Origin of the sequence: Bacillus sp. LK2, assembly GCF_001043575.1 — a bacterium.
GTDB classification, from domain to species: domain Bacteria; phylum Bacillota; class Bacilli; order Bacillales; family Bacillaceae_G; genus Bacillus_A; species Bacillus_A paramycoides.
This window is the reverse complement of the sequence record NZ_LDUK01000007.1, coordinates 63,531-75,926: the sequence shown is the minus strand read 5'-3', so window position 1 is coordinate 75,926 and position 12,396 is coordinate 63,531. Positions and strand designations below refer to the sequence as shown.

12 protein-coding genes and 1 pseudogene are annotated in these 12,396 nt (G+C 31.8%); 12 read left to right on the top strand and 1 reads right to left on the bottom strand.

Annotated elements, in window-relative coordinates; all coding sequences use genetic code 11:
- Nucleotides 1–91 precede the first annotated feature (91 nt).
- The 7 genes and pseudogenes from VK90_RS30600 (at nucleotide 92) to VK90_RS28270 (ending at nucleotide 3,608) form a co-directional block, all read left to right on the top strand.
- Nucleotides 92–766 (top strand): hypothetical protein, encoded by a 675-nt coding sequence (locus VK90_RS30600; protein WP_048371773.1) that lies wholly within the window; start codon nucleotides 92–94, stop codon nucleotides 764–766.
- Nucleotides 767–776: 10 nt separating this feature from the next.
- Complete coding sequence (locus VK90_RS07855) at nucleotides 777–1,145, top strand: hypothetical protein (protein ID WP_048371771.1); 369 nt, start codon at nucleotides 777–779, stop codon at nucleotides 1,143–1,145.
- Between the two features lie 70 nt (nucleotides 1,146–1,215).
- A complete protein-coding gene (locus VK90_RS07850; protein ID WP_082147839.1) occupies nucleotides 1,216–1,848 on the top strand; it encodes a CdiA family toxin C-terminal domain-containing protein in 633 nt (210 codons plus the stop codon).
- A 24-nt stretch (nucleotides 1,849–1,872) separates the two neighbouring features.
- Complete coding sequence (locus VK90_RS07845; RefSeq protein WP_053081374.1) at nucleotides 1,873–2,262, top strand: hypothetical protein; 390 nt, start codon at nucleotides 1,873–1,875, stop codon at nucleotides 2,260–2,262.
- Nucleotides 2,263–2,557: 295 nt separating this feature from the next.
- Nucleotides 2,558–2,638: pseudogene (locus tag VK90_RS31375) on the top strand (ATP-binding protein); the annotation flags it as partial.
- 99 nt (nucleotides 2,639–2,737) lie between these two features.
- Nucleotides 2,738–3,232: a DM13 domain-containing protein gene (locus VK90_RS07840; protein WP_048371768.1), complete on the top strand. Its 495-nt coding sequence runs from the start codon at nucleotides 2,738–2,740 to the stop codon at nucleotides 3,230–3,232.
- A 217-nt stretch (nucleotides 3,233–3,449) separates the two neighbouring features.
- Entirely contained in the window at nucleotides 3,450–3,608 is a 159-nt protein-coding gene (locus VK90_RS28270; RefSeq protein WP_231595841.1) for an HNH/ENDO VII family nuclease, read from the top strand.
- Nucleotides 3,609–3,775: 167 nt separating this feature from the next.
- Here the strand turns inward: VK90_RS28270 and VK90_RS07835 are convergent, their stop codons facing one another.
- Nucleotides 3,776–5,032 carry a DUF5068 domain-containing protein gene (locus VK90_RS07835; protein WP_048371767.1) on the bottom strand — a complete coding sequence of 419 codons (1,257 nt, stop codon included), beginning with the start codon at nucleotides 5,030–5,032 and terminating at the stop codon, nucleotides 3,776–3,778.
- Between the two features lie 1,360 nt (nucleotides 5,033–6,392).
- On the opposite strand from VK90_RS07835, the gene VK90_RS07830 reads away from it, so the two are divergent.
- From VK90_RS07830 to VK90_RS07810, 5 genes are all read left to right on the top strand, one after another.
- Complete coding sequence (locus VK90_RS07830; protein WP_025151419.1) at nucleotides 6,393–7,259, top strand: Rgg/GadR/MutR family transcriptional regulator; 867 nt, start codon at nucleotides 6,393–6,395, stop codon at nucleotides 7,257–7,259.
- Nucleotides 7,260–7,488: 229 nt separating this feature from the next.
- Nucleotides 7,489–7,785, top strand: a complete 297-nt coding sequence (locus VK90_RS07825; protein ID WP_025151418.1) for a WXG100 family type VII secretion target — start codon at nucleotides 7,489–7,491, stop codon at nucleotides 7,783–7,785.
- Nucleotides 7,786–7,860: 75 nt separating this feature from the next.
- Entirely contained in the window at nucleotides 7,861–11,583 is a 3,723-nt protein-coding gene (gene esaA, locus VK90_RS07820; protein WP_048371764.1) for a type VII secretion protein EsaA, read from the top strand.
- A gap of 40 nt (nucleotides 11,584–11,623) precedes the next feature.
- On the top strand, nucleotides 11,624–12,118 hold the full coding sequence (gene essA, locus VK90_RS07815; protein WP_231595848.1) for a type VII secretion protein EssA: 495 nt from the start codon (nucleotides 11,624–11,626) through the stop codon (nucleotides 12,116–12,118).
- A gap of 3 nt (nucleotides 12,119–12,121) precedes the next feature.
- Nucleotides 12,122–12,394, top strand: a complete 273-nt coding sequence (locus VK90_RS07810) for an EsaB/YukD family protein (RefSeq protein WP_016128393.1) — start codon at nucleotides 12,122–12,124, stop codon at nucleotides 12,392–12,394.
- Nucleotides 12,395–12,396: the final 2 nt, after the last annotated feature.

The window sequence follows — 12,396 nt, the reverse complement described above, 5'->3', positions numbered from 1 at the left end:
CAGAAGAAAATATGAAAAAACCTCACGAGTATCTCCGTTATAAAGATATAACTGGGATACTCGAGTGTAAAAAAAGAGCAAATTTCTCTACATGAGAACTTGCTCTTTTTTAATTTTAGTGATCGTTATTGTATTGGCTAATGACATTTATCGATTAATAATGGGTGAGGATTGGCTATCGAAAGAAAAAAGTAACAGAGTAGAAGCAGCTGGATGGCTAGGGTTAGCATTATTGCCTTATAGTAAGTTGACGAATATAGCAACAGAGATAAGAGCAGGAAATAAACTATTGAAAGGCATCGAACTTTCAGCAGATGAATTAAAAATATTAAATGATGCAGGATACTTTGACAAAGTCACCAAGGTCGATAAAGTCGGAAAATCTGGAAATGTTGCAAAGGCCAGCGAACTAAAATTCGGAAATACAGAAAAATTAGAATCACATTTTATAAAGCATGGTGGTGAATTTGGAGGAACATATTCCAATGCAGTTGAGTATCTAGCAGGAGCTAATAATGTAATAAAAAATGGAACAAAAGTTCAGTACAATTATAAAGGAGAACTAAGGACAGGATATGTTAAATTTATGAAGAATAGTAGTTTAACTAATCCCAAGGGTGTTCCTATAAAAAGTTACGCTAAGTTTGAATTTGTGGGAACAAATAATTTAGGAGAAATTACAACATATCATGTTGAAAGTGGTAAAACTTTTTGGAAATTGTTGAATAACGGTAAAAATATTCCTGTTATTAATCCTGTAGAATAGAGGTGAAATTATGAATAACATGATAAAAATATATAAATTTGACCCTTTTATTGAGGAAGAAGTAAACTTTTTAGTAAATAACCAAGAAGTTATAGGATTTGATGTATCACCAAAAAAGCTGGAAGTAGACAAAGAATATGAGGCTGAAATAGATATATTTGTAAATGATATTTTGGATATAGAGGAACAAAAAGATATAAATTTGAAAAAAATAGAACATATAAAAAATTATAGTTATATGCTTTTTGGTGAAATGTTAAAAGATAATGTTTTAGATGTAGGTTTTTTTATCACAAGTGATTTATTTGAAGATTATCAGTACTTGATAGGACAATATGTTATTTTGAAAGTTGATAGATTACAACTGTATTGTGAATAGGCTATACACCCCTAGTTAACATAAGGCTACTTATCAGTAGCAAGGACAAGGGGGAATCCGTTTTATAGTAATGGATTCATCAGTCCTTCCTACTAAGAAGTTAGAAAATATAGCAAAAGAGTTAAAGGGTGGGAACAAACTTTTAAAAGGTGTAGAATTAACTGAAAAAGAAGAGAAAATATTAAAAGAGGCAGGGTTGCTTGACAAAGTTGGCAAAGTCGAAAATGTTGGGAAAGCCAGCGTGGTTAACAACTTTAAATTTGGTGATAATGCCGAAAATCATCTGAAAAATGTTGAAAAAGTAAATGCAAAAAGGGGAGTAAGTGGTGGTCATAATTTAGATGAATTTAGAAGAACCTTAGCTCCAAAGGATGTAAACTTTGAAGATTTAATAATAACAAAGAAATCCCATCCTACAATTAATGGTGTGTACGAAATTGAGTATAGGATTCCACGTAAAGATATGGCAGAAAATATTGCTAAACCTATAACATACAAAGATATTTATACGCCGAAGACAGTTTATGATCCAAAAGTAGTTTCAGATGCGCAAATGTTTGAATGGGGAAAAAATGCAATGCAAAATGGAACAATTCAAGCCGATGGAAGAACTGTGATAGGTACATCTTCTAATGGGTTAAAATTCAAAGGGTTTCTTGATTCAGAAGGGAATATTAAAAACTTTTATCCAATGTTAAACTAACTTTAGATTTTTAGGAGGAAAATAATGAGTGAGTATATTATTGTTACTGATAAACCAACAATTGATAAATTAATGTTGACGTATTTTTCAGTAGTAAGTGACAAACAATTTAAGAAAGCTTTAAGATGCTTTTCTCAAAAAAGAGGATATGGAGAAGAATTTGTGGCAGTTCTTTTTAAATATGATTTTGATGATTTTGATTTAGCACAGCTTTCGAAGCCCATAGATGATTCTCATGTGATATTAGAAATGGACTATCCCGCTGCTGATAGAGATACTCAAGTCTACTTAACTTTTAATGAATTTTATGATTATTTGATTAACAGAGTTTCGGCTATTATAGAGGATAATCCAGACGAAAAATCTGAGTTAAATAAGCTGTTATTAGAAGTGAAAATAGGATTTAATTTATAAACTTGTCTATTTTGTTAGATTCTGAGAGTAAAGAGAATATTTTCAACACAGATTAAGTAACATCAAAAGGTGAATATCCTATACACCACTAGTTAACATAAGGCTACGAAAATGCCTATATTAAAGAATTTACCTAATTAAGATGGCTTCATGACATCCCTTGTCCGAAGCCAATTCATCTCCCACCTACTCACTGGGCTGCGACCCTTCACGTTCCTTGAGGAAGGAGTCTACTTGGCTAAAATGATAAATTACTCTTGATTCCTACACTTATAATACATATTTAATGTTATTTATAAGTGTTCGGGATCGTCCGGATAAGCAACAGGGATGTGAATTTTGGTTTACTCTTCCCGTTACATCAGAAAAGAAATGAGACGGTTGAAAGACTTTTGTAATAATTATGTTATAAAAATGAAAGACCTTCGTGTTAACTTACATATAAGTACTATGATGTTACAGGGGAGATTATTTTATGAAAATAAAATCTGTTTTATTGATTACAGGGTTTGTAATGATCGGGGGGATTTTATGGTTTTTATTCCGTCCCGAAAAATTATTTATTGATAAGCAAATTAATGAAGCATTGCCACAAACAGAAATAAAATCAAAAGAAGTTAAACAACAAGAACGAGTAATAAGCAAAGGGCAGTTTCAAAATGGTATTCATGAAACGACGGGAGTAGCAACAATCTATCAACTATCGAATGGAAAGCGCGTTCTAAGACTTACCAATTTTGAAACTTCTAATGGTCCAGATGTTCGAGTGGTATTACTTCCTGTGAAAAGTTTAAAAAATAATGAAGATGTTAAAAACTATCAGTATATTGAATTAGGTAAGTTAAAGGGAAACAAAGGATCTCAAAACTATGAAATTCCTGAAGAGGTAGATATCGATGCATATGGTTTAGTTTCTATATGGTGTAAGAGGTTTAATGAAAATTTTGGTATGGCTCATTTTGAGAAATAAAGAGAGATATAGGAAAATATTGATATGTATATAGGCTACAAGGTCATTCAAAAAAGAATGTTAATGATGTTGTAAGTTTTACAACTATATATGTGTCAATATATAGAAAACAAATATAATTACTAAAGCACCTTCTCTGAAATCAAGGTGCTTTTTCTTTTTCAAACAAATTCAATTTCATCATACGACTCAGCGAGAACCAGGAAGCATGGTTGAATTGCCAGCTAGTAAACATCGGGAATACTCAAAACAGCTTCATGGCACAATTGATGATGGGGAAAGTTTTAGAAATGATGAGATTTTAAAAGCTCAGTATGAGCGATTTCGTGATTATTACTGGAAACAGAGAGCACAAGATTACCAAAAAATACAATAGAAGATTAACTTATAGCGAATTAAAAGAAGAGAGTCAAATTAGTATATCAACCCTCTGTAGACGATTCGAAACTACAAAAATCAATGATATTTGGAATCATATTGAAAGAAATATAATAACAAGTAAAGAACCCTCTTCGTCAGTTTGAAGAGGGTTCAGGAACATATCTATTTTGGTAATGTAAATTTCACTTTGTGTCCTTTTGAAATGTCTTTTGCATCTTTGTTTCTCATAGGTCCTAATTCAATTTCAAAGTTTTTGTTTTTCCAAATCTTTTCATATTGCTCTCCATCTAAAATGAAAACCTGTAATAACTCTCCAGATGTTCCCGCTTTAATCGAATCATTATATTTGTAATTTAGTAACATACCTTCGTTAAGCACATATTGTGCACCATCATTAACACTTAATTTTGAACTTATTGGAGACGGTGAAATATCTTCGGTCTCTTTGTTATCAAGTTTAAATTTAACTGTCAATAAAACAATACCATTTTTAAAATTTTCAAATCGAGGGGCTTCAACGGAATTTGGCGTGAATTTGGTAAATTGGTATCCATCTAATGTAACATTGGTAGAACCTAATTGTTCACTTTTGTTAATGTTTGCTTTCTCGCTTAGCATTGTTTTCTCGCCCATATTTTGAGCCGTTGCTTTATCTTGATAAAAAGCTGTGTCGGTTGAAACTTTTTGATCGCCTTTTTTGTTTAAACTTAATGCAAAAGTTCCAGCACTTCCAATTGGGGCGTCATATTTTCCTTTATTCGCTTGTGCTTCAGGGACTTGGACTGAAACTGTTGATAGCTCTAAAACTTTTGTTAAATCATCTTTACCAAATGGGTATGCAATATAACCAGAAATACTCTCGCCAGCTTTTACTAAATAATTATTGCTTGGAGATAACTTTGTAGTTAATTGTTCTTCCTTTGGAATTAAATCTTTATAGTTACTGTAATCCTTCTTAGCACCTGTAAATGTTATATTTAAATTTGGCATATAATAAACATCTTTTTGTGAATCGTTCTTTACAGTATAGTGTGCAAGAATAACCCCACCATTTGTTTGGTTATTAAAAGGAATATTAAAGTCGGTATGAAAATCATTTAATTCAACTAATGAGTAGTTGTCAAGTGATACTGAAACATCTTGTAACTTATGTACTTTTGGTTCTTTGTTTTCATAAATGACTTTTGTTTTTCCTTGTGTTTCTTTCTCCATATACGAGATAAGCGTTGAATAATCGTTTGATTTAGCTTTTGTATCTTTAGATTCTTTTTCTTTTGCTGTATCTTTTTTCTCTTCCTTATTTTCCTTTGTCACATTCTTTTTTGGTTCGGTAGTTGCTTTATCACTTTGACCACAACCAGTTATCATAAGAGCTGTAACCATCCCAACAGAAAATAAAGACATTAATTTTTTTGACATTTTTCTTCCCCCTGTTTTCCCACTATTAAACTTTTAATCTACACAATCAGATGATTGGATATGTCCCCCTCCCTATAAGCGCTAAGTTTTATTATAGAGAAAAAATTTCCAGTTTACTACCTTTTTCTAGTATTTTACAGGATCCAAGTCCCTTATGATTTTGTATAAAAAAGGAGTGAAGAATTTAAATTCTTCACCCCTTTTTTGTTGAGGGATATATTGACCAACTAGATTTTAAAGAAAAGTCCTGAAGAGTTTTGAAAACTAAGGCTTCAGCCTTAGTTTCTTTAGTGATTTTTTCTTTCTGTTCCTTTAGCTGATTTAGGGTTAATGTGTAGCTTTGAAATAAAGTCGTACTGTTTATAAAAAGGATGCACCGTTTTATCCCTTTGGATTTACTTATCTATAGGGATATTTTTATTAAGAAAAGGAATAAAATATATGAATTGAATATAAAAATGTTTTGACTCTTTAAAGATATTCCATAATTTAGTATTATTTGTATATGGAATATTTTGTTTGTATGAAAGGTTTAACTTGATGTTTTTACAAAAATATAAGGGTTTGATTCTAGGGGTAGTTGGTGCTGTTATAGGGGTAATATCCTAGGTTTATCTTAAAGACTTAGATTATATATAGGGCGTGCCTTAAGGTGTTTTCTTTAACATTGATAATTATAGAATAGGTTATTGCCTGTAATTCGAACCATTTCTATAATGCTAGAGTTTCAACTAAAAGGCATCAGAAAATAAGTTTGATAAGTATTAATTTAACAAGTTAATACAAAATGTGCTAATATAGTGATAAAAAGGAGGGAAAAGGAAAGAAAAGGAAAGGGAAAGAATACATCTCCATATCTGCTTTCAATATTTGGATTAGGATTGTTTTTTTAGTTAGGCACGGTTTATTAATATTTTTAGCATATTGGAAAGATGAAGTAATTTTGCTAAATAACTTAATTTTATTTGCAATAGGAGTATTATTATTAATTGTTTCAATGTTTTTTAATAAGCAATGTAGTAAAGCAAAACAAGTATAAATTTATTTAGAATCAAAAAGCCTACTTGTTTAAAGGAAAGGAAACAAGGGTAAAGGATTTTTATCTACCTTATTCAATGTTTTATAATTCCAGTTCTTCTTGTTTCATCTATCAGCGAAAAATGCATAGGTTCTGGTGCAAAATTATTCTATAAAGTGATTATTATCCACCACCACATAGTAACAACTCCTCTCATTGCTTATTAAAAAATAATAATAAGAAAAAGGCAATTTTTTTGAATGTGTAGCGTAATAAGTGATTTTTATAAAAATACGACACATATTAGTCGGATAAGAATCATTCGGAAGGGCGAGATGTTTTATGGAGATCGGAGAACTTATTGATTATACGAGAAAACAAAAGGGACTAACTATTAAAGATGTTTGTGGTGATTTTGTTAGTAGATCTGTTTACAACAGATTTGTAAATAATCGTGCAGATACTAGTGTTACAAATCTAACTTATATGCTTTCTAGAATTAATGTATACTTTGATGAATTAAAAGCTTTTGATTACCCAAAGGATGTAAATGTAATCAGTCAGATTATGGGTGAAATAAGAAATGCTTTTATGAAGAAAGATGTAGAAGAGTTAATAAGACTAGAAAGTCTTTGTAATCTAGTTAAAGGGCGAGATGAAATTAAGTATGAACATCTTTCGAGTTTATGTCAGTTGCTCATTGCTAGATTAAAAAATGAAACTCTTGAAACAAGAGAAACTAAAATTTATCAATATTTAATAAACATGCAGACATGGACTCGCTATGAACTAGTTTTATTCAACAACTGTATGTTTGCATTTACGCCTGAATTTATAGAAATCACCCTTGAAAAAGCACTTTTGGGAATCAATCATTACAAAGAATTTAGAGATGGAAAAAGTGAATGCTTTAGGATGTTAACAAATGCAATTGTTTTCTTTATCCAGCACGATAGAATGAATCTTATATGGAAATATATGGATAAAATAAATTCATTTTCACTTGAAGAAGAAATGTTTTTTGAAAAAAACCTAAAATTGGTGATTAATGGTATTTGGGAATGTTTGAGAGGAAATAAAGAAGGGGAAGAAATGCTAAAAAAAGCACAGGTGGTCTGTAAATATATAGGTGCCGATAATTATTACAAGATGAATGAAGAATTAATTGAATTTATAAAACAGAAGTACGAAATTAAAATTTCTACATAAGGTTTATATTTTTTGGGGAGGTTGTAATTACTAAATTATGACCTTCCTTTTTCTATTTCATTTATTTTTTTATGTTTATACTATTACTCCTTCTTTCAGTGTGTCATATAAGACACGTGTGTATATAATGAGAGGCAAAGAAAGAAGCTCGCTTGATCCAAGATTTAAAATAATTTTGAATTATATTATATTATCCGTAAGGATAGTTATAAAACAAGGAGATGATTTTATGGCAGGAGCTATTACGGTCACACCCGAACAACTAAAATCTCAGGCGAAAATATATCAAACGGCCTCTTCACAAATTGAAGACGCTATTCGTAAAGTGAATTCTATGAATTCAACGATTGCCCAAGAATGGCAGGGGGAAGCTTTTCGAGCTTACTTGGATCAATTCAAACAGCTTGAAGGTAATGTGAAACAAATGGAAAACTTATTACAAAGTATTCATATGCAGTTGACCAAATATGCAGATACAGTCGCAGACCGTGACCGTCAGGATGCAGGTTCGTTTGGCTTAAATTAAGTGTTTAAAAAAGGGGTCAGTGCAACTCATTGTGCTGACACCTTTTTTAATTTATCTGAAAGGAAGAAATGTATTTTGATAAAAAAATATCAGAGTTATTTTCCATTACTCATCATTATACTTGGTGGATTATTTCTTATTTTGACTTTCACTTATTTTGGTTTTAAAGATGATAATGTGTACCGGTCTACAAATCAAAAAGTATCCAAGGTTCAATATGTTTTAGTGAATGAAGATAAAGGGGCTGTTTTTGAGGGGAGGAAGTATGAACTAGGTGCAGACTTTGTTACTCTGATTAATCAAGATTCCAAAAATAGTTGGCAGACGGTCAGTAGGAATATTGCTAATGCAGGAATTGAGAATGGTCAATTTGATGCAGAAATTATTATTCCTCAAGATTTCTCTGAACGTCTTTTGTCCCTTCAAAGTATAGCACCAGAACAGGCGACCATTAATTATCGTGTACGTAAAGGGCAAAATGAGATATCCAATCAAGCCGTTCAAACACAAGTAAATGATATTTTGAAAAATTTCAATCAACGAGTTGTGCAGATGTATTTCTCAAGTATTGTAGGAAATTTATCAGAAGCCCAACTAAATGTTAATAAAATTGTTGGAGCAGAAACTGATGCTAAGAAATATCTGATGACAAATATTCAAGATCCATTTAAGGAGTTATCGGGAGGATTTAATAATTTATCAAATGTTTCGAGTATTCTTGATGAAGATAATAAAGGTTTTCTCTCGGAACAACAAGCATTTGTTTCATCCGTAAAAACTCTAATGGATGATAATAATAAGAGCTTAGAAGCAGGCAGTACCTCGACAAAAGAAGCCAAAAAATCAGTTAACGAAAATATCGATAAAACAAATGAAAAGTTAAAAGATTCCTTAAAGCAATTTGAGGATCAATTTAACCTACAAAAAAAGCAATTTGAGGATCAATTTAACCAACAGAAAACGCAATTAGAAAACCAACGGCAATCTGATTTATCGGGATATAAAGCAAAATATGATGGCTTGAACCAATCAGTGTTTAAACAACTAGGAAACTTTTATACATTGCCAACAGGTGAAGTGAATTCAGCTGGGGTTTATACAGAATTCTTGCTAAACGCTAAGCTATTTCAAGAAACACAAACTGCTCGAATTGATGAACTAAAAGATGAAATTAAGCAATTGCAATCGCAAGTTGAAACTCTTAATGATTTAAGAAAACAGATTGCACAAACTTATTATGGAAGTGCAGAAAAAAATCCGGATACAGCTTCTGAGGAGGATATTAAACAGGCGATTGTGAAACTAATGGCTGATTCAAAAGAAAATAAAGTTAATTTAGATAATCGTTATCGTCAAATGATAGAAGAAAGTCTACCACAAATTCCAGCAGACACTTTAGAAAATCTTTTACAAAAGTTAATTGCTGAGAATATTATAACTGATTCTCAATCTAAAAAATTCCAAGATGAGCTAACTATAGTTCGGCGTTATGCGAAAAATTTTGAAAAAGAAATAGGAAAGGAAGGGAATTTTTCCTATCTAGAAGGTAATTCTAAACATAACTCTATAATTCCTATAAATAGTAGGGAGGTCACTATATCTATTGATCCAACAAAAGATAATAGAATCTCTTTGAAGACAGACCATACAGAACAAGGAAGTTTAGGAATAAGAAATTTGACGGATCTTTTACCGGTGTTAAAAACAGAATTGGATCAAAAACTCAAATCATATGGGTACATTTCTGAGTGGAGTGAAGTTTCTAATCATGAATTCAGTATTTCATTGAAAAAGAACCCCACAGAACCAGAGCCGAAACCGCCAGTAGATCCGCCGGTAGATCCGCCAACGGATCCAGAGAAACCGAAACCGCCAGTAGATCCGCCAACGGATCCAGATAAACCGAAACCGCCAGTAGATCCACCAACGGATCCAGATAAACCGAAACCGCCAGTAGATCCACCAACGGATCCAGAGAAACCGAAACCGCCGGTAGATCCACCAACAGAACTAGAGCCGAAACCGGAAACAGGATCGAAACCAGGAACAGAAAATGAGCCTAATAGGCCAACTTCTAAAGAAAAGGATCTTCCGCCGTTACCTTCAAGTTTTAGCTTAACGTTTAAGGCGGATCTTGATTGGACCTTGGATGAAGAAATGAAGAAAAACTCTTTTGTCTCTGTTGATTATTCATGGGTTGTTAATGAGCAAACTCAAGTGAATGCCAGCTATGCAGAATATATAGATGTAAATAAGAATTTAATATCTGACTTACCTGAGTTATTGAAACAATTTCAAATGCTTGATAGCACTGCACAGCAAATTGTTACCTTATTTGGAAATCCAGAAGATTCCATATCTATTGATAGCTATGCAGATATGATTAACAAAACTGAAAATCAAGAGAAGACTCTCGAAGAGTTGGCAAATCCAAACTCTGTTTATCGTATGTATAACAATATCACAGGTGAACAAAAGATAGATGCTATTACAGAGAAAATTTATGAAGAATTTAAGAATAAAGGAAATCAACTCTATACAGATATTGAAGGCCAAATAAAAAATTTACAAGAAACAATTGGATCAACAACGGATAAAAATCATGATGGAACAAAAAATACATTATATGGAACTTTAAATCTAATGACTGAACCTCAGAAGTTTCTGAATGAAGCAGAAAAGTTAAATAATTGGTTTGTGCAAGCCAATCAACAGATTAATGAAGCGTATCAATCATGGAAAGAAAATGAAAAAATCCAAGAAGAATCTGTAAACAGTGCAGAAAATCAACATCCTGTAGAAAATCTACATCCTGCAGAAAATCAACATCCTGCAGAGAACGATACAATACCAATTACTGCAGAAACAGATAGCTTAGTAAAAGAAATGGAAGATTTAGTTCAGAGTTCAAAGAGCTCGGCTGAAAGTATAGAAAAATCTGCAGCGAAAGCTCATGACATTTCTCCAAAAATTCAGGAGTTGAAAGAAAATACAGATAATGTTCAGAAAAATGCAGATACTGTTTTGAATAATTTAAATACTTCAGTCACTCAAATTCAAAAGAATACAAGTAAAAATGAAAAATACTCAGAAGAGTTTAGCAAAGTGCTTTCTAATACCAAACGAGGTGGAGCAGATAATTATAAAGTATTCAATTTTCTATCAGCCCCAATTGCTACAAAAGGAAGTTTTGAAGCTACTCGCCAAACGTCTATTATTCCTTACTATATGACGCTTGTTGGAGCTGTTCTTTCAGTCATTACCGGCATTTCCTTATGTCGTACTATTCAACGTAGAGAAATTAAGAAAGATATGGTTTTTATTACACCTACAAGGGCATGGCTAAATGTTCCTAATGTTATGAAGGTAACAGGTGTCAGTCTAATTATCTCACTATTCTTTGCTGGAATAACTACTTTTAGTATTTGGAGAGTGTTTAATATCTCTTGGTTTAGTTACACGTTCCTAACTATTTTAGGTGGAACTTTATTAATAACAGGTTTTTCTCGTCAGTTTAAAAATATAACACTCTATGTTTGTGCTTCAATTTTAGGATTATATCTCATGTTAACACCATTATTAGGAATGCATACTCGTCCGGGTAGTATTGTCGATTTATTTTATCGTTTTTCACCGCTTCAAAACATAGAAAATGGTTATACAGCACTAAGCAATGCTATTCATGTTGGATGGGAAAGTTACTTGTTATTGGTAATTATTATTGTTGTAGGAATTGGTACGAATTTCATTGCTTTTCCAGGTGTGAAAAAGTCAGAGAAAGCTGAACAAAAGCAATAGCTTATGTTGTTAGGAGAAAGGATGTACGAATTTGGAAAAAATGAAAAAACCAAAATTTCTCGTTTTTTCTCTTCTAATTTCTTTTTGTGTGACAAATCTTTTTACTAGTTTTAGCAGTCTAGCTTATGCTGAAGATGGAAAACTAACGATTCATAACAACGTGATTTATGAAAAAGAAAATCATAAAAATAATTATTCTGTTACAGGGATAGAAGATTTGTTTTTAAAAGACAAAAACACAAAAAATAAGGAACTTGAGAAAGAAAATAGAAAGAGTACTTCAAGTATAAAAGAAAAATTATTTCTTACCGCTGAGAGTGTAGAAAAGAAACCACAGGATACAATTACCAAGCAGCTGTTTTCTAAAGACTACACAGCTTCTAATGAAAATGAAGCAACTGTGGAAGATACCAATTATGAAATTCCTAGATGGACCTTCTGGATACTGTTAAGCATGGGTGTGATAGGAATATTAATTTTAGGCTGGTTATTAGGTAAAAGATTTTCAAACCTATTTATACGGAAAAAGGAGTAAACAATGGCAGAAAGAACAATGATTAATATCGAGCTTCATGTTAATGAGCAAATACTTGATTTAACAATACCTAATCAGGTTTCTTCTAATAGATTGAAAGAACTATTGGTTGATTCATTATCTTTAGTAAATATAGAATTGCCCACTCATTTTTCATTGGAAGTAAAAAATAAGCCAATTCATTTAGATGAAAATGTTATATTGGCGAAATATCCATTGGCGGATGGTGATCAATTAGCCGTAAAAGAAATTATAGGGAGTTTGGAGGAACACTAGAG